Source organism: Kordiimonas sp. (assembly GCF_048264555.1).
Classification (GTDB): Bacteria; Pseudomonadota; Alphaproteobacteria; order Sphingomonadales; family Kordiimonadaceae; genus Kordiimonas.
Window position 1 is genome coordinate 469,758 of the sequence record NZ_JBLXCX010000002.1, and the last position, 18,403, is coordinate 488,160.

The following is an 18,403-nucleotide window of genomic DNA, read 5'->3' on the forward strand; positions in this document are numbered from 1 at the left end:
AAACACTTGTTGGCTGAAAATCTTTCATCTCGTATGCTTGAGATTATGGAGGAAAGATATGAGCCGTGAACCTTGGCGTGTCCCTGATCATGACGAACGTTCAAGCGTTCATCAGCGCAGGCGCGACTATGAAACACAGCCATCAAAGCTTGTTCGGCTAGCAATCTTTCTCGCTGGCATGACAATGCTGCTGTTCGGGCTCTCTCTTGCGTTCCCAGTTGACATGATGGCCGACCCGTACCTGGTGAGAGGGTCTATCATCCTGTTCATCTTCGGGGGTGCTGCTGCGTTCTGGAGCAGGTCGAGCCTTATGCGTCTCATCAAGATTGCGGGCCTCTGGATCATCATCATATGCGGCATTGCGACCTTCTATCTCTACCGCTCCGACCTCGGCACTCGTTTTATGAGTGCCATTGACCCCATGGGTGTCACCACTACAGACGAAGGCATGCTGGTGCATCGTTCGCAAGACGGGCATTTCTGGCTTCGCGCTCGCATGAACGGCGTTACCGTTAATTTCATGGTTGATACGGGTGCTTCAAATGTCGTTCTAAGTCCTGATGATGCCCAGCGTGTTGGCATAAATACAGGCCTTCTCGACTTTAACGGCCGTGCAACAACCGCAAACGGTGAAGTGCGATTTGCGCGAACCACGGTACGTGAACTTGGGCTCGGTGATTCTGTGTTTTATGATGTACCAGTCACCGTGAACGGTGCGGAGATGCAAGGCTCGCTCCTAGGCATGTCAGTTCTACAGCATTTTGCAAGTATTGAGTTCCGTGGTGATATGTTGATCCTGCGTCACTAAAGGTCTTTTATTTTTTGCCCTTGCAATCATCAAGCTGCCGCCCATATTTTTTGATATAAAATTCTTTAGAAAATAGCCGCTGATATTCGTTGGCACAGCAGGGACCTCATTGTATGGCAGAACAGGCGACACCCGGCACCGATAAGCCCGGCCAGGAAAACCATTGGGATACGGTTAAAAGCCTTCTACCATTCCTTTGGGCCAAAGGTCGCACCGACCTCAAGGTGCGGGTTGTTGGAGCCTTGAGCTTGTTGGTTCTTGCCAAGCTGCTCGGCGTTTATGTTCCGTTTCTGTTCAAGGATGCTGTTGATGCGCTAACTGGCACCGGCGCTCAGGCTGATACTGCCACCCTGGTTTTGCTGGTTCCGACTGGTCTTATTCTGGGATACGGCACCGCACGTGTCCTCAGCCAGCTTTTTGGTGAATTACGGGACGCGGTTTTTGTCAAAGTGGGTCAACACGCTCTCAGACAAATCGCGCTCTCAACTTTCAGGCACCTGCACGGTCTGTCGCTGCGCTTTCATCTGGAGCGCCGGACGGGTGGGCTTAGCAGGGTTATTGAACGCGGAACGAGGGGGATCGACTTTCTCCTTCGTTTCATGCTTTTCAACATTCTGCCAACGCTTCTTGAGATTGTACTCATCTCGAGCATTTTTTGGGCGAAGTTTGGCTTTTACTATGCACTCGTTACCTTTGTGTGCCTAGCGAGCTATATCTATTTCACGATCGCTGTAACCGACTGGCGGCTCAAGTTTCGCCGCGAGATGAACGAACAGGATACAAAAGCCAACACCAAGGCGATCGATAGCCTGCTCAATTTTGAAACGGTGAAATATTTCACGAACGAAGAGCATGAGGCGAGGCGGTACGATAAAGCGCTCGCTGGTTTTGAAGCTGCTTCGGTTCGTAGCCAGGTTTCCCTTACACTGCTGAACGTAGGGCAGGGGCTGATCATATCTATCGGCCTTGTGATCGTACTGATGATGGCCGCAAAAGGCGTTGTGGATGGGCGTTTTACCATTGGTGAGTTTGTTCTGGTGAACTCTTTGCTCATTCAAATCTATATGCCGCTCAATTTTCTGGGCTTTGTCTACCGGGAGATCAAACAGTCTCTCGTGGATATGGAAAAGATGTTCGATATCATCGGCACGCAATCCGACGTTAGGGATGCGTCTGAAACCCGTGAACTGAGGGTGTCCGGCGGGCATGTAAGCTTCCGAAACGTAGAGTTTCACTATAACGCGTCGCGTCCCATTCTTAAAGGCGTGTCCTTTGATGTACCTGCAGGCACAACCACAGCCATTGTCGGCGCCAGCGGCGCGGGAAAATCAACGATCTCACGCATACTTTTCCGTTTCTACGATATTGCGAATGGCGAAATACTGATCGACGGGCAGAATATTGCCGATGTTACCCAAACGAGTTTGCGGCAAAACATTGGCGTCGTGCCGCAGGATACAGTGCTGTTTAACGATACGATCCAGTACAACATCAACTATGGTCGGCCTGATGCAACGGAAGAGGAGGTCTTTGAGGCCGCACGGCTCGCTCATATTCATGAATTCATTGAAAGTCTGCCGGAAGGATATAACGCCGAGGTTGGCGAGCGAGGCCTCAAGCTTTCTGGCGGGGAGAAGCAGCGTGTAGCAATTGCTCGCACCATTCTCAAAAACCCGCCTATCCTGCTGCTTGATGAGGCGACGTCCGCCCTTGATGGCCACACAGAGCGGGACATTCAGGCTTCGCTTGACCGGATTGCGGAGGGGCGTACCACGATTGTCATCGCACACCGGCTTTCAACGGTGGTGAATGCCGATGAAATCCTTGTCCTGGACGCTGGCGAGATTGTTGAGCGCGGCAGCCATGACAATCTCCTGCGGCATAACGGGCTCTATGCACGAATGTGGCAAAAACAGCTTGAGGCATCAGCTGCAGAGGAAAAGCTGGTAGAGCTCGAACAGGGGTGATTACCTAGTGGTGTACCCCTGCCACAGTCAGGCGTTGGACCAGTTTATCCTTGCCAAAAGGTTTTAGAAGATAACCCTTCACACCCAGCAGTTTTGCCTGTTCTACGACCTTGGGGTCGCGGCTGCTGGTGATGAAAATCACAGGCGTTCGCACCTTGTTGGGAGCATAACGGCCACGGTAGTTATTCTTGAACTCCTTTACGAATTCAATGCCGTTCATGCCGTCCATCGAGATATCACACAGAATCACATCATAGTCGTTATGGTCGAGAAGGTGGAGGGCGTCGGAGCCGTCTTTGGCCTCGCCAAAACTTTTGAACCCAACCTGAACAATCATCCGGGATACATAGCTCATTGAAGTCGGGTCATCCTCAACAATAAGCGCTGATTTCCCCGCGAACGATACCATATCCATAATGCCCCCAATTAGCTGACGTATCGTATGATGTGAGTTTTATTTCTTATATATCAAGACCATGACGTGTTGAAAGTGCTATATCACACATCTGCGTGAGCCCAGCGAATGCTCATGAGGAAGTTTCTCACGACCTCAAATCTTTTCCCAACTTCTTGCGAGAGAATGGTGGCCGTCTCATAGTTTTGTTTTGCAATATGAAGCTCAATATTACTGCAATGTGCCCCGAATTCGAGTGCCCCCATAGCACTTGCGCCGCCAGAGAGACGATGTGCACTGCGGGAAGCCTCATCCCAGAGGCGCAACATGATGGCCTCTTCAAGCTGAGCGATAAGAACCGGTTGATCATCGATATACCCAAAAACCATATCCCGGAACTCTGCGGTAAAGCCGTCAAATATATCGAGCATGACGCTGATATCCACACCTACCTTGCGGCCATCATCAATGACCTCTTCATCGGTCCTGACGATGGGGCTTTTCTTGAGAGGCGCTTTTGGGTCAGCCTTCACATGCTCGATGAGGATGCGGTCGAGATCCGCCTGATTGATGGGTTTTGAGAGGAATTCGTTCATGCCAACTGCAATACAGCGGTCGATCTCTTCTTTCATCACACCGGCGCTGAGCGCGACGATTGGGGTATAAGTCCCTTCAACCGCTTCCATGTCGCGTACCCGGCGGGTGAACTCAAAACCGTCCATCTCCGGCATGAAACAATCGCTCAGGATAAGGTCATAGGTCTCGCCCCGTTCAAGACGCGTGAGTGCTTCGCGGCCATTTTCGCACAGCACGGGCATACAGCCGCGCTGTTTCAGAAGTTTTGAGATAACCACCCGGTTTGTACGCGAATCTTCCACGACAAGCACCGTGGCGTTATCCAGACGCACTTTGGTCTCATACGCCGCGCCGATCCGGTAGGGCCGGTCATAGGCAGCTGGGCCAGTGAGATTGCTGGAGGGCTGGCGCGGGTTGAGCATATCGACCGCACCCCGCATCAAAAGGTTGGGCCTGAGCGGCTTGTAGGTGAAGTGAGATACGCCTTCGTTCCTGCACCGCTCAATAAGCGTCATATTGTTCCTGCGTACCATCACGAGCACCGGTGTATCGGTGAGTGTAGGGAAATCCTGCATGCCCCGGATAGCTCGCAAGCAGTGCATGCCATCCACGACTTCGTTCATCACGACGCCATCAAATATTGCGCCCTTCGCTTCAGTACGGGCAAATTCGAAGAAGTCGTCTGCGCTCTTAAACACGGCTGCCTGCGCGCCGTGTCCTTCAAGGGTTTTCGCACTAACGCGCGAGAGCTCACTCATGTCGCCAACAACAGCGAAGCGTTTGCCCTTGAGCTCATGCCTGATTTCAGGCGCAAGCAGGTCGACAGGCATTTGAATATCAAACCAGAAGGTTGCGCCATCACCCAGGCTGCTTTTAACACCAATCTGTCCGCCCATGAGCTCCACCAGGCGCCGGGAAATAGCGAGCCCGAGCCCGGTGCCGCCGAACTGGCTGGCTGTGGTGTCCTCCGCCTGCTCAAAGGCGTTGAAAAGCCGCTTCTGTTGTTCCGCTGAAATACCGATACCGGTATCCTCTACAAGGAACCGCACCGAGGCTTCACTTTGATCAGGCGTCATCGCAACCGTTTCAACGCGAACAGAGACATGCCCATGGCGCGTGAACTTGACGGCATTTCCCGCCAAGTTAATCAGTATCTGCTTCAGACGCACAGGATCGGCAGAGACCACATCGGGCACGTCCGACGCTATCTCCATGATAATCTCAAGGTCTTTTTGCCAAGCCCTCGGGGCGACCACGTCCACCACCGATGCCACAATTTCCTCGATTGAAGTGGGGGTAGGGGCAAGCTTCAGTTTGCCAGCTTCCATCTTGGAGAAGTCGAGGATGTCGTTGATGATTGTGAGCAACATGCTGGCACTGTCAGAACAGGTATCGACAAGCTCAAGCTGATCCGGCGTCAGGTCCGTAACCCTCAAGAGGTCAAGCATCCCGATCACCCCGTTCATTGGGGTACGGATTTCATGGCTCATAGACGCAAGGAACAGCGATTTCGCTTCGCTTTGAGCCTTGGCCGCTGCCCGTTCCTGCCGGCTGCGCTGCAGTTCGTGGAGGTCCGAGAAGTTTCGAAGGGCTGATGCTACCGTTGTGATCAAGCGGTCATGGGTCAACTCAGCTTTTGAGCGGTAGTCGTTGATCTCATATTTCATCATCACATCACGCTCAGGCGCATAACCGGGCTGCCCAGTTCTGAGGACAATACGCATTTTATTGTCCGCGCGGGCATGACGTATGTGATTGACAAGTTCCAGCCCCGCCTGGTTGCTTTCCATAACAACGTCAACAAGGGCCACAGCGACTTGACCGCTTTGTGCCAGAATCTCCTGAGCTTCTCTCGCAGAGTAGGCATGAAGCATCTCAATGGGACGCCCCATGAAACTAAAGCCTTTTAAGCCGAACTTGGTAACAGCGTGCACGCCTTCGTCATCATCGACCACAAGCATCAGCCAGGGTTTTTCCTTGCGATCAATACCAGTAGGCGCTTCTTTGGCCAAAGGCACGGTATCCTCAGCGAACAAAAGCTCATCGCTATCGTCCGTCAGGTTCTCCGATTTATCGCCCTTTGCCTGATCAGCCATACTGCCTGCCCCTAAAACATCTGCCCTTACAATCCACTGGCTCAAAGTGCAGATTTCTGTGCCAGTTGTCAAAAACAAAGCGTGAAAGACTAACTATTCAATATTGCGACATTTTCCGCCTAAGTCCTTGCGGCGTCGGTTTTTTATATTACTGTTCACCTGATGGGGATCGGCGTTTGCTAAAGCCACAGCACGGGGAGGGGGATATGACAAAAAAGAAGGTTACCATTATTGGTGGTGGCTTAGGCGGCGTAGGCGCAGCCTTGGCATTATCAAGCTCACCTGAGCTGCGCTCAAAGTTTGATGTCACCCTCTATAGTCAGGGTTGGCGATTGGGTGGCAAAGGTGCGAGCGGCCGAAACCAGGAACAAGGGGACCGCATTGAAGAGCACGGGCTGCATGTTTTCCTCGGTTTCTATGATACAGCCTTCAGCGTTATGCAGGAGACTTATGCCGAGTGGCAGAAACCGGCTGACTATGCCTTCCAGACATGGAAAGAGGCTTTTGACCCGCAATATTCCATGACCCTGATGGAGAAGTTTCCTACTCTCCTGGGTGAGAGATGGGAGCCATGGATATTCAATCTGCCAAAAACACCGGGAGAGCCTGGCGACCCGACAATTGTCGATGCCAATATCTATATCCCCCGGATCGTTGAACACATTGTTGGCAGGCTGATGCCGGAACTACGTGAACATGAAGCGCTGGCCACACTCGCGGACTTGAGTGGTTTTGATAAGCTCGACGCTATTCTTGACCTTCTTGCCGTATTTGATGCGCTTGACCCGAGTGCTATCGACAAGCTGGTTTCGCTTCTCGAAGAGATTCTAGATTGGTTCCAGACGCACGTTGAGCCAATCGCCACGAAATTTACCGCAGGCTGGAAACTCAGCTGCCTTGTTGATTTTGGTCTGACGTTTGTCATCGGGCTATTGAGGGACGTTGTTCCATACGGCCAGTTTGGCTTTGAGCGGATCAACGATCAGGATTTCAAAGACTGGCTGGCGGCAAACGGCCTGGGTGAAACCTTCCATTTTTCGGCGCCAGTTCGGTCATTATACGACCTGACGTTCGCGTATATACTCGGCAAAACGAAGCATGAAGAGCGCACCGCCTCCATGTCCGCCGGAGCAGCCGCAAATGTCATGATCCTGCTTTTCTTCGGCTACAAAGACGCACCGATATGGAAGATGAGGGCAGGCATGGGTGATACGGTCTTCACTCCCATCTATGAAACGTTAAAACAGCGTGGTGTTACGGTGGAACTGTTTCACCGGTTCCAGAACCTTGAGGTTGCGCCAGACGGTACTTCCGTGCAGTCCCTCCATCTCTCGCGGCAGGTGGACCTTAAAGGGGGCACGTATGACCCCCTTATTTCTGTGCCCTATGGAGACAACAATCAGTTTCTTTATTGTTGGCCTTCCGCGCCGTTGTGGGACCAGATTGTTGGCGGTGAGGAAACCGCAGCTGTGGCAGGCAATCTCGAATCCATTTCAAGTGACTATCATGTTGGCACACTGACACTCGCGGCTGGTGAGGATTTTGACGCTGTCGTCATGGCCATTCCGCCCGCGTCACAGGCTCGCTATGCAAGCGACCTGGCACTAAATAACGCCCGATATGCGGAGATGCTGGAAAGCTCAAGTGCAGTTCCCACTGGCAATGTGCAACTGTGGTTCAAGCCAGACCTTGAAGGACTAGGTTGGACCGAAGGGCCAACGGTTGCGGTAAGCAACGTGCAACCCCTAGATAGCTGGGGCGAGATGAGCCAGACCCTGCCTGCTGAACCATGGCAAGGTTACAACATTAAGCCTCAAGCTGTTGAATATCTCTGTGGCCCGATGCCGTTCTTTGAGGATGATGAAGAAGCCATGATCGCCAACAGCGACCAGTTCCCGCTACGCCTGCGTGAGATTGCCATGAAGTGGCTCGATAACAACGGGAAAGTGTTATGGCCCAATGTTGTACATAAGCATAACTTTGACAATCTGTCGCTTGTGTCGGCGTACTACCGCTATAACTGGGACCCGACCGAGCTTTATGTACAGTCGCGCCCCGGTACCATTGCGAAACGGCTGAAACCATCAGAAAGTGGTTTCAGCAACATGTTCCTGGCGGGGGACTGGACAAAAACGCTCTATAGCATGGGAAGTGCGGAATCGGCGATTGCTTCCGGCCTGGACGCAGGTGTTGCAATCGCCGTTCATTTCAAGGCTTAAGAAGGGCTCCAGACCGTTGTGCCGGCTCTGATCTCAAAGTCCAACGCGATTTCAATGCCTAGGTGAACTGGCACATTGGCATTGCTGTTACTTGGGGCGGTCAGGCCGAACTGCTCAATGATCTGATGGCTTTGGCAGCGCTCGGCAAAGAAGCTCAGGTCGCCTGTGAGCAGGCGGCCGCTGCGAAAGTTTGTCATCACCAGCGGCGCTGTGGTTAGCGACTGGTAACAGGCTTTGTTTGTTTCTGTCGCGTCACGGAACTGCTTCAGGTTGATATTCGTTAGCGTGAAGCCCGCCGATGCATGGAGCAGGTCATGCGTGATTTTATCAAGAACTTTAGCCTCAATATCCAAGTTGTTGAAAAAACTTGATAATGATGAGGAAAATTCACCAAAGTCCTCGACAGGATCACTCGCATTCAGTCCCGAATGCGTAATGGAAAACAGCGTCTGTTTACTCCCCATGCAGTCATTGTTCAGGCGCTTGAAGATCATAGTCGAAAGCGAGAACGGTGCGGAGCCACTTTTATCAGCCGGGACTTCGATTGACCCGATTGACTTAGGATACCCCCATCCTTCACGGCCAGTCACTGTTGGGATGACTTCATCCGGGATCATATAAGCTGGCCACGCAACCAGCTCCGGCAAGATATGTCCTTTGCGCCACTGCAAGAGAGGGATTACGAGCATTGCCTCCCGATAGGGGAAATAACCGGTTTGCGCGCTGCCGCTATAACACTTCCCGATCTGCATGAAGGTGCAGAACATATTGCTACCAAGTACCTCATACCGCAGAGGTGAGTTTGGCAGGTTGTTGAGGATGCTATCGACAAGCGTCTGCATTGATGCATGGTCTGCCGGCACAAAAAAGCCGGTTAATATGCTGTCAGCAAAAATACCTGGCGCCGGCCAGGAGCTTTCACCAACACCGGAATAGGAGATATATGAGGGCATACTCATGGGCGTTTCACCTGCATAAAGAATTCACCGGGAACGGGGATAGGCACACCAGACAACGCACGCGCTGCTTGCATGCCGGACATGGTTGCGCACTCCACACAGTCTGTGTTGAGGCCGGTTTTTATCCAACTACCCGCAAGATAGAGGTTGTCAAACCCGCTTTCGCCTGCTGCTAGCTTATATGGATTCACGCCCGCCCCACTTGAGGTGAGACACTCCGTTGGGTCAACATTGGGACGGATAAACTGTTGCGCCAGTAAACCTTCGTCTGAGTCCGGGTTGCAGGCAAAAAGGATATCCGGGTCAAACCGTACACCGGGGGTCACGGTTGCGCGCGGCCAGAAATACTGCACGTTAAAATCAAACCAGTTGCTGACATTCACGGTAACATCTTCGAGTGCCTGTTTTGGCACTGCCAGATCGGTTGATGGCTGCGCATAAAGATCCGTTTTCCATACACCGCACCAATAGTGAACAGAACGAGGGCGGACAGCAAAGCCGGGCCATGGTTCGTATTTAAGCGTCTGATACATATCCGCCCAGATGCAGAAAGCTTCCGGACCACCAACAGCATCGGGCCTATCTCCTTCCCACCCCAAAGCACGTTCGTCTCGGTTGAGCCAGAACTGCACCGCTTGGGTAGGAATAATGCCGACATTATCGACCATGGCAGCGAAACGTGCGTTATGCGTCTTCAACTCGTCGACCATTGTTGGTTCTTCGTTCAGCTTCTTCAAGGCACCAAGGGCAATCCCGAGCACGCACTCATCAAAATCTTCACCCAAGTTCAGCGTAACCGTTCCAACAGGTGGCACCGGGTTCCAGTGGCTTTCAAGCGAAGAGCCGGTTCGGTCAAGCTCGGCTGCAATAGTATGCCCGTCTTCAATCTGATCCCATAGAGGTTGCGCTGGCCACACCAATAGGTGAGTGGCCGCATCCTGCACCGGAAGCGGGTAAATCGGGTCATAGCCCCCATTCTTAAGGTTAACCTGCCGCTCAATCTCGATCGTTGCGATATTTTCGCCCGTGGCGTCCAGCCCGAGGTTCTTCACCTTGTGGAAGAATTCCACCTTCACACCATTTTGCTTTAGCACCTCATAGAGCGGAGCAATGATAACTTCACCCATGCCCGCCTGCATGTTCCAGAGCTCTGCGTGTTTGCTGGTGAAAAACAGGCGCACACATACCTGTGCGGCAACGCCTGCGCCATAGTCGGGCTGAGTTACATCGCCGTCCCTGAACTCCATAAAGGTGTCGTAGACGATGCGGAGAAGATGGCTTTCCTTCAGGAGCTTCGGGTTGCCACCGTGTTGAACGAGCCACTGGGTGAACTCAAGTCCTTCCGCGTCCAACTCATCGGCGGTTTTATTCCCAATCACAAAATCTGAGATGATGCCAATAGCAAACGGAACGAGGGAATCGAGAGCGTCCTTTAGCACCTGGTTTTGCATAGGCGCGGCCAGAAACGTCAGGATGATCCGCAGCGCATCAACAAAGATGTCGGGCCGATGCTGGTCTGAGTTTGGGGGCAGGCTGTTGTGGAAGCCGGTCAGAATCTTAAGTGTCTCTGCCGCGTCCTCGATGCTGGTGTGATGGCCAACTTCCAATAGTTTTTCGAGATATGCTTCTTCAGCGGGCGTAAGTGCATAGTTGCTAACCAGCAACTCTTTGACCCACTTCAGGATATCCTCGTTCGCATTCTTGACGGAGATGATGATCTCCTTGATCTGCTCTTCCATCGCCTCAACATAATCTTCTTTGGAGTATAGTTGAGACCAGGGGACCTGCTTGCCGCGTACCATCATCGACGTCAGTTCCTCCCCATTGAGGATCAGGTCCACGATCACCCCCGCGATAGTTCCAATAAGTTGGGGCAGGGTGGGCAGCACATTATCGTCCCACGGCATGCCGCCCATATGAGGCCAAGTGAAGTCCCACCATGCCGGGTTGTCGTTAACCGATGTACCGAGTGGTGTATAGTTTCGCGGCCTCAATGCATCGTGGATCGTTCGCATTGCATTCAGGTCATCCCGCTCCCAGACGGCATAAACGTCACGGAGCATGGTAAAGGCGTTTATGTAAAAACCGAACCAGACGTGCAGGCCGTGCTCTTGGATGCGGCCATGCTCATCCCGACCAGTGGCGCCTTTGCCACCTAAACGCCACCCCATCTGATAGATGGTGACGTCATATTTCTCGCGCATTGCTTCAGTTTTGCTGAGTTCATAGGCTGCGACAAGGGAAGCGACGCCGCCCCCCAGTACAGCTACTTTTTTCCTGTCTGCCATTTCGCTCGATCTCCCCACATGAATATATCCACACTAAACATGCATATTCCGATTGCAAATAAATGATAAGAGCTTGAACCTCTGCTCGTTTTTGTTGAAACTACACCCACAGCAGGTCAGACGGGGAAGGGCAGTAAAAATAAGATGTTGGGGGAAACAAACAACGCTCACCTGCTGCGCGAAAAAGCGAACGGCACCAAGATATACCGTACTATACGTGAAACTGATGGCACGCCCATCTTGCTCACGCACCAGTCCGCCCGCAATCTTTCCGCTAGAGAACCAACTCTCAGAAAAGAATATGATCTGCTCCGTCAGGCGGGGCTTGATGATGGCGTTGAGTTTCATCAGAACGGCAGCGAGATCTTCCTGACCGGTCCGGATAACGGTGGCGCATTCCTTGAAGACGTAATTCAAGAATCTCCGATGGCGATCGAAGACTTCCTTCGCTTCTCGATTGCTTGCGCAACGTCATTGAAGGCAATCATGGATGCTGACGTTGTATACGGAGGCCTGAGCCCGAGCACGGTATTGTGGAACCAGGCGAGCAATAGCGTAATCTTTGTCGAGTTTGAGGCTGCCCGCCAGACCGGCTTGGTTTCACCCGTGGCGATGCGCTCCGACTGTGCGGTCGACTATCATTATATCGCGCCGGAACAAACTGGCCGGCTTAATATCGCTATCGATCACCGGGCTGACCTATATAGCCTTGGCTGCCTGTTTTATTATTGCCTGACCGGGCATCCCCCGTTTCAGGCTGAGGATGACCTGTCGCGGCTTTATGCCCATCTTGCCTATGGCCTCCCCGGCGATGATAGCTATCCAGCGGAGACCCCTCAGCAGATCAAGGATATCATTCGCAAGCTGACGCATAAGGCACCAGATCAGCGTTACCAGACCGCAAGCGGGCTATTGTTTGACCTGAACACATGCCTGACGGCGCACAAAGACACCGGCGCCATTGGATCACACATCCTGGCAAGTCAGGACATCAGCGGAATCCTGACGTTCCCCGATCAACTTTTTGGGCGGGAACAAGAGCGCGAAGCCATTGAGGATATAATCATTCGATCTCGTGCGGGTAACCCGGAACTCATGCTGCTCTCTGGCTTGTCTGGCATCGGCAAATCCAGCCTCATCGAGAGTAGCCAGCGTTTAGTGCTCAAGCAGCAAGGGTTCTACGTCACAGGCCTTTTTGATCGCTACAAGAGCCAAGCGCCTTACGCTAGTTTGGGTGGCCTCCTTGATGATTTGATTTTTCAGGTTCAGTCAGGCGCCTTCGGTGACAAAGCCTTATGGGCTGATCGTATCGGCACACTTGTCGGGCCGGGCCTTACGCTGCTTTCGCGGGTGGCTCTACGGCTGAAAAATCTGGTATCCCTGCCCAGATATGCGCCCGAGTTACCTGCATCCGACATTCAAAGACAGTTGAGTTTGGCCATCCGGCGTTTCTTGAAAGCCCTGGCGACCGGGGAGCATCAACTCTTCATCGCGCTTGATGATGTGCAGTGGGCTGATGTCGCGTCTCTTCGAATACTTGAGGATATCCTGCTAGACGCCGACCTCCAGCATATCACGGTCTGTTTGGCCTATAGAGGTGAGGAGGTCGGGCCAGCCCACCCGCTTACTGATCTGATGTCCAAAGTGTCGAACAAAACCTTCAGAATTACTAAGGTTGAGCTGCAGGCGCTGCAGCCGAATGACACTCAGGCATTCATAGCAGCGACCCTGCAGGAACCTTATGAGAGGGCCGCAGGTCTATCAGACATCCTGCATCAACAATGCGCCGGTAACCCGCTGGTTCTTCAGGTATTGCTGAAATATCTGGCCGAACAGAACCTGTTGTACTTTGATACAAACGCTCGCGCCTGGCGCTGGGACGCTGAGAAACTCGCAACCGCTTCGGCAACCTCAAGTGAAGACCTAGCGGAAGTGATGCTTGAGCGTCTGACAAGCCTGCCTGAAGGAACAAAAAAACTTCTGAGTGCCGCTGCCATTGTGGGCGCCACATGCCACAAGGAACTCTTGCAAGGCCTCACAAAAACAGACGCTGAGGCATTTCAGTCTGATCTTCTTCCCGCGCTTAAGGCTGGACTGCTGCTTCCTGCCAAAGGAGAGAACTCCCTCCGCTTTGTGCATGCGCGAATAGAGCAGGCTGCTTATAGCCTGATGACCGTGAATGCCCGCGAAGATATTCATCTGATTCTGGGCAGGATCTTCCTGCAACGGGATGAGATAGCTGATAACGAGCTTTTTCAGGCAGTCCGGCACCTGAATATAGTGGCACCTCGCCTCACCTCGGATGAACGAGCCGTTGTACAGCAGCTTAACGCTCGCGCAGGTCAGCGGGCGGAAGAGGGCGCCGCCTTCGAGATGGCATTTGAATATTATCGTACCGCGGTTTCAATGCTCACAGAGGATATCTGGCAGGCGCGGCGTGGTGACGCAATGGCACTATGTTTGAATACGCTTAACCTTGCCGCCATCTTCAATCACAGAGGTGCCGTCACTACCTTAAGCGACATCGTACGTGCGCGCTCCACGGATGCCTGGGAGCTTATCCATATTGATCGCGCCGAGCTGTTGACCGCAAATATCGATCTTGATGTGGCGAAGTCTGTGATGGCAGGCGCTTCAGCGTTAAGCCGCATAGGATCGGAAACGCCGTTAAAACCAAGCGCCTTCAACATCCTTATTGAAATCGTCAAAACCAAAATTCTTATGACGGGCAAAAAGCGTGATCACCTGCTGGCGCTCCCGTGGGTGAGGGATGAGAAAACCAAACTGATATCAGAGCTTTTAACAGACGTGGCGCCTGCAGCCTATGTTTCCAACACCGAATTTTGGTTGGTGCTTGTTCTTCGTCTCGTTAGGCATACTGTCAAGGAAGGCTTAAGCCCTGCGTCAGTACAGGCGATATCTTCCTATGGGGTGTTGGCCGATGAGATATTCGGTGACTTCAAAACCATGAGGATGATGACTGACGTTGCCGACACACTCGCAACCCAAGCTGAAAGCCCGTTTCCGAACCGTACTCTCTTTGCCACAAGTTACTATAACTATCACCGGTTTATGCCAATCTCGGAGGTGATCGAGAAATTCAAGACGGTTGCAGCGCAATCATTTGAGGACGGCGATATTCACTGGGGCTGCTACTCCTACAACAATATCCCCAACCTTATGATTGCGAGTGGCCAAAACCTGTTCACTCTCAAAGAACAGGTGGATGATTATGCCAGTACCGTCGAGCGTCACGGCAACATGGCATCGTTGGCGGCACTAAACGTTCCCCGCCATTTCCTTCACAAGATGACCGGCCATGCGGGCGATCCTGTTGCCCCCTATAGTGAGATAGTCACGGAGAACGACCTTGAAGCCGCACTCTCAAATGGTCAACGCTATACGACGGCCCTCTATCTCGCGGGGCAGATCTACATCGAAGTCCTGTTCGGGCGGTATACAGAAGCCCGCGCATATGCTGATCGTTTTGAGCCATTTGAGGGCAATCTGATCGGCACCGTTACCGGTGTGCGCTGCACCGCACTTATTGCAATCGCTTATCTTAAAGGGTGGAAAGAACTAGCAAAAGCAGAACGAAGGAAAGCCAAAACCGCACTTGCGAAAGCACGAAAGCTGCTGAAAGCCCGTGCCAAAAACGCTCCTTTCAACTATGCACACCTGAAAACACTCGTGCACGCGTCCTATGAGGAAAGCAGGGGAGATTCTGAAAATGCCCTGAAGGCCTATGAGCAAGCCGCTATCCAAGCAGATGACGCAGGTTTCCAACAAGACAGAGCCTGGGCTTTGGAGCAAATGGCGCGCCTATGCCTGAATGAAGGACGCAGAGATAGTGGCTCCGCCTACATAGCCCAAGCTATCGCAGGCTATCGCAGCTGGGGCGCCGCACCTGTGTGCAGTTCGCTCGAAACAGAGTTCGAGCATCTTCTATCCAAAGCCAGCCCAAAAGCTGGTGGTAATGAGCATACTGATCGCTTCGATATCAGTCTGCTGGTCGAAGCCAGTCGTTTGCTGGCCAGCGAAATTCAGCTGCCCGATCTGCTGCGGACAATGATGCAATTAATGCTCACGGCGTCGGGGGCGAGCCAGGGTGTGTTGCTCCTGAAAACAGAGCGTGATGGTGGTGTATCAGCGAGTGCGGCTGCGCAAATCAATAATGCCAAGCTATCGGTTCAGGTACTTGAGGAAGTTGAGCAAACTACCATCACTTACCCCCAGACAATAATTGACCACGCAATTTCGACCCGCGAGATGGTTGTGCTGCGCGACGCTAAAGCGCTGGCTGACTTTGAGCTGGACCCTTATATCCGCGATTACGACCCTAAATCTGTTCTCGTGTTGCCGCTTCTTCATAAAAGTGACCTTAGGGGCGTTATGTATCTCGAGAATCGCCTCACGTCGGGCGCATTCACTCAGGACCGTTGTGAACTCTCCGCTCACATCGCCAACCAGGCGGCGCTTTCAATTGAAAACGCGCGCCTTTACGGGGATATGGCTGATGTAAACGCGAACCTTGAGAGCAAGGTCAGGGAGCGCACAGAAGCGGTCGCAGCCTATTCGAACCTCCTGGATACGACCATGACCAGCATGAGCGAGGGCTTGGTGACTTTTGATGCACAGCATGACCTCAGTCTTTGGAATGATAGGTTTGAAGAACTTCTCGGCACTATTGGTTTTGTACCCAAAGAAGGCATGAACCGCGCGGAGTTATTGGAAGCGCTGAAGGCGCGCGGTGTAACGATAAAAGACGATGGCGAGATGCAGCTTCCCGATGGAACAACCCTAGTTCATCGGGTGAAACAGACCGAAGGCAACACATCTGTCGAGGTTTTTGTTGATGTGACCGCAGACCGGAAGCGGGAGAGGGCGCTCGAAGAGGCCCACCAGACCCTCAAGGATACACAAGCCCAACTGGTGCAAGCCGAGAAAATGGCATCTCTGGGGGCGTTGGTCGCAGGCGTTGCACACGAAATCAATACTCCCCTTGGTACGTCAATCACCGCCACGAGCAGTTTGAACGCGCGCGTGAAGACACTGCACGATAAATTCACGCAGGGCGGCATGACCAAGGGGGACCTGAAAGACTTTCTTGAGGATGCCTCCTCCGCAAACTCCATTATTGAGAGCAATCTTTCACGTGCGGCAGAGCTTGTCAGGAGTTTCAAGCAGGTAGCGGCCGACCGTACCCATGATGAACGCCGTTCCTTTAATCTTGATGGTTATGTGAGGGAAGTTGTCGCAAGCATTGCTCCCATCTGGAACGCAGGCGACCATCAGGTGGCTGTTATCTCGCATAGTCCAATTGAAGTGGTGAGCTACCCAGGTGCCATTGCGCAGATTATCACCAATCTGATTTCCAACAGCGCCCAGCACGGGTTTAAAGCAGACCTAAGCAAAAAAATAGAAATAGAATTATCTAATAACAACAATAATATTACAGTTATATATTCAGATAATGGATTAGGAATGAGCGAGGACGTTCTCCGGAATGCATTCGAACCATTTTTCACCACAAGCAGGGAAACAGGGTCGACCGGTCTTGGGCTTCATCTCGTCTACAATGTTGTAAAAAGCCAACTTGGCGGGACAATTTTGCTTGAGAGCAAACAAGGAAATGGCTGCACCTTCACCATCACAATACCACAAACCTCGCCCGCGCTAGAAGCCGCTGGCGGGCTAGGGCGCCGCTAGGGCGCCATTAGGCGCCGTCGGTCGGCGGCGGTGCAGTACCTTGCGCTGTGTAGATTGCCAATAGCTCCTTCAGCTGCTTATCGACCTCTTCCGAGATAATCGCACGGATCGTGTTTGCAAGCTCGTTAGCGATTGGTGCCTCAGGCGCCAGCCCAGGGTTCGCTGCCGGTGTTGTGGCGTGTGACGGCGCGGGCTGCGGCTGAACTGCATTAGGATGCTGTGCCTGAGCCGCCGGTGGTGCACCCAGTATGGCGCTGGCTTGCGGCGCTGTCGCTGAAGCTGGATTTACGTTTGAAGATTGAGTTTGTTGCATCTTCTCTCTTGCCTCCCGTTCATTGAGTTGGCTTCGCGCCGTGTTCATCTGCTCCATCGCTGATACACGCTGTTTCTGGACAGCATCGTTGATGGATTTCTTCTGTGCCTCATAGGCCTGTGTGATGGCTTCTCGTTGAATAACCGATGCCTGAATAATGTTCATGGCCCGGTCTGACGTCGTACCTTTTGCCGCAGGGGCCGCCCGCGCAGCGGCTTCAATGAGTTCCCTCTCGGACATTGCTGGTCGCGCGCTCTCTTGTTGCGGTCCAACCGCAGGGGAAGCAGCATCTGTGTTTTCCGAAGGGCTGCTCACATTTCATCTCCCGCCAGCGCGATCACGCTATTTCTTACGCGCTTTGGGTTTTGCTTTAGAAGCGGCCGTCTTGGGTTTCGCGTTCGCGGGTTTCGGCTTCTCGTCCAGAACCTCCTTAGCGATCTCGCGACTTTCAAGGGCGAGTTTCTCCAGCGGGCTTTCCTCTGATGCTTCTCTCACCTCACGTTCCTCTTCTTCCTCTTGGGCCCTGCATGCTGCTTCCATCTCTTCTTCAAGCTCACGCTGACGACGTGCCACTTCTTTTTCATGGCGGCGTGCCGCTTCTTCTCTGGCGCGTTCTCTTGCCTCAATCCGGCGCTCATAACGACGTACTTCGCGCTCAAGGTCCTCGGCCTGTTCCTCAACCGAGCGGGCCGCGGCAGAACTTCTCTTCTGGCAGTATTTACTGAATTTACGCACCCAGCGTGCAAAACGCATCGCATCACGCTCCAGCCGGTCAACCTCGCGCTCGATAGTTTTAGCATCGTGGCGCGCGCGGCGACGACAGGCGCGGCTGAAGGCAATTACTCTTTCCTCGAACCGAAAGGCATCGCGCTCGATCTCAAACGCCTGTTCTTCCATCGAATAGCCTTCGCAATCGAAGTCGTCTTCGAAGTCTTCCATATCTTCGATGTCGTCGATCAACTCTTCATCGTCACGGTCTCGTGCATTTCTAGCCATTTCGCTCGTTCCTGTTCGCTTTGGCCCATCGGCATGCTTCAAGATGATGCCGTCGGCGGTATTGGCTGTCCCCGTGCG

The 18,403-nt window shown here is 52.8% G+C and carries 10 protein-coding genes; 4 read left to right on the forward strand and 6 right to left on the reverse strand.

The features are described 5' to 3' along the window. The first annotated feature begins 58 nt into the window (after positions 1–58). Both ACN0XZ_RS07310 and ACN0XZ_RS07315 read left to right on the forward strand, forming a co-directional pair. On the forward strand, positions 59–808 hold the full coding sequence (locus tag ACN0XZ_RS07310) for a retropepsin-like aspartic protease family protein (RefSeq protein WP_417457077.1): 750 nt from the start codon (positions 59–61) through the stop codon (positions 806–808). A 113-nt stretch (positions 809–921) separates the two neighbouring features. After that, positions 922–2,775: an ABCB family ABC transporter ATP-binding protein/permease gene (locus ACN0XZ_RS07315; RefSeq protein WP_417457078.1), complete on the forward strand. Its 1,854-nt coding sequence runs from the start codon at positions 922–924 to the stop codon at positions 2,773–2,775. Between the two features lie 4 nt (positions 2,776–2,779). On the opposite strand, the gene ACN0XZ_RS07320 is transcribed toward ACN0XZ_RS07315, so the two are convergent. Then, positions 2,780–3,190 (reverse strand): response regulator, encoded by a 411-nt coding sequence (locus tag ACN0XZ_RS07320; RefSeq protein WP_417457079.1) that lies wholly within the window; start codon positions 3,188–3,190, stop codon positions 2,780–2,782. An 83-nt stretch (positions 3,191–3,273) separates the two neighbouring features. Next, positions 3,274–5,841 carry a response regulator gene (locus ACN0XZ_RS07325; protein ID WP_417457080.1) on the reverse strand — a complete coding sequence of 856 codons (2,568 nt, stop codon included), beginning with the start codon at positions 5,839–5,841 and terminating at the stop codon, positions 3,274–3,276. A gap of 206 nt (positions 5,842–6,047) precedes the next feature. Between ACN0XZ_RS07325 and ACN0XZ_RS07330 the strand changes: the two genes are divergently transcribed. Then, entirely contained in the window at positions 6,048–8,060 is a 2,013-nt protein-coding gene (locus tag ACN0XZ_RS07330; RefSeq protein WP_417457081.1) for an FAD-dependent oxidoreductase, read from the forward strand. Here the strand turns inward: ACN0XZ_RS07330 and ACN0XZ_RS07335 are convergent. Both ACN0XZ_RS07335 and ACN0XZ_RS07340 read right to left on the reverse strand, forming a co-directional pair. Beyond that, positions 8,057–8,902, reverse strand: a complete 846-nt coding sequence (locus tag ACN0XZ_RS07335; protein WP_417457082.1) for a hypothetical protein — start codon at positions 8,900–8,902, stop codon at positions 8,057–8,059. The two genes, ACN0XZ_RS07330 and ACN0XZ_RS07335, sit on opposite strands and share 4 nt — an antisense overlap. Before the next feature lie 113 nt (positions 8,903–9,015). After that, positions 9,016–11,307 (reverse strand): NAD(P)-binding protein, encoded by a 2,292-nt coding sequence (locus tag ACN0XZ_RS07340; RefSeq protein ID WP_417457083.1) that lies wholly within the window; start codon positions 11,305–11,307, stop codon positions 9,016–9,018. Positions 11,308–11,451: 144 nt separating this feature from the next. On the opposite strand from ACN0XZ_RS07340, the gene ACN0XZ_RS07345 reads away from it, so the two are divergent. Next, positions 11,452–17,016 (forward strand): AAA family ATPase, encoded by a 5,565-nt coding sequence (locus ACN0XZ_RS07345; RefSeq protein WP_417457084.1) that lies wholly within the window; start codon positions 11,452–11,454, stop codon positions 17,014–17,016. Positions 17,017–17,023: 7 nt separating this feature from the next. Here ACN0XZ_RS07345 and ACN0XZ_RS07350 read toward each other — a convergent pair whose 3' ends face one another. Beyond that, entirely contained in the window at positions 17,024–17,644 is a 621-nt protein-coding gene (locus tag ACN0XZ_RS07350; RefSeq protein ID WP_417457085.1) for a hypothetical protein, read from the reverse strand. Positions 17,645–17,671: 27 nt separating this feature from the next. After that, positions 17,672–18,325 carry a hypothetical protein gene (locus ACN0XZ_RS07355; protein WP_417457086.1) on the reverse strand — a complete coding sequence of 218 codons (654 nt, stop codon included), beginning with the start codon at positions 18,323–18,325 and terminating at the stop codon, positions 17,672–17,674. Positions 18,326–18,403 lie beyond the last annotated feature (78 nt).

Coding starts and splice junctions, on each gene's coding strand:
- ACN0XZ_RS07325 (WP_417457080.1), bottom strand. CDS start 5,841: ATGGCTGATCAGGCAAAGGGCGATAAATCGGAGAACCTGACGGACGAT.
- ACN0XZ_RS07315 (WP_417457078.1), top strand. CDS start 922: ATGGCAGAACAGGCGACACCCGGCACCGATAAGCCCGGCCAGGAAAAC.
- ACN0XZ_RS07320 (WP_417457079.1), bottom strand. CDS start 3,190: ATGGATATGGTATCGTTCGCGGGGAAATCAGCGCTTATTGTTGAGGAT.
- ACN0XZ_RS07310 (WP_417457077.1), top strand. CDS start 59: ATGAGCCGTGAACCTTGGCGTGTCCCTGATCATGACGAACGTTCAAGC.
- ACN0XZ_RS07355 (WP_417457086.1), bottom strand. CDS start 18,325: ATGGCTAGAAATGCACGAGACCGTGACGATGAAGAGTTGATCGACGAC.
- ACN0XZ_RS07345 (WP_417457084.1), top strand. CDS start 11,452: ATGTTGGGGGAAACAAACAACGCTCACCTGCTGCGCGAAAAAGCGAAC.
- ACN0XZ_RS07340 (WP_417457083.1), bottom strand. CDS start 11,307: ATGGCAGACAGGAAAAAAGTAGCTGTACTGGGGGGCGGCGTCGCTTCC.
- ACN0XZ_RS07330 (WP_417457081.1), top strand. CDS start 6,048: ATGACAAAAAAGAAGGTTACCATTATTGGTGGTGGCTTAGGCGGCGTA.
- ACN0XZ_RS07335 (WP_417457082.1), bottom strand. CDS start 8,902: ATGCAGACGCTTGTCGATAGCATCCTCAACAACCTGCCAAACTCACCT.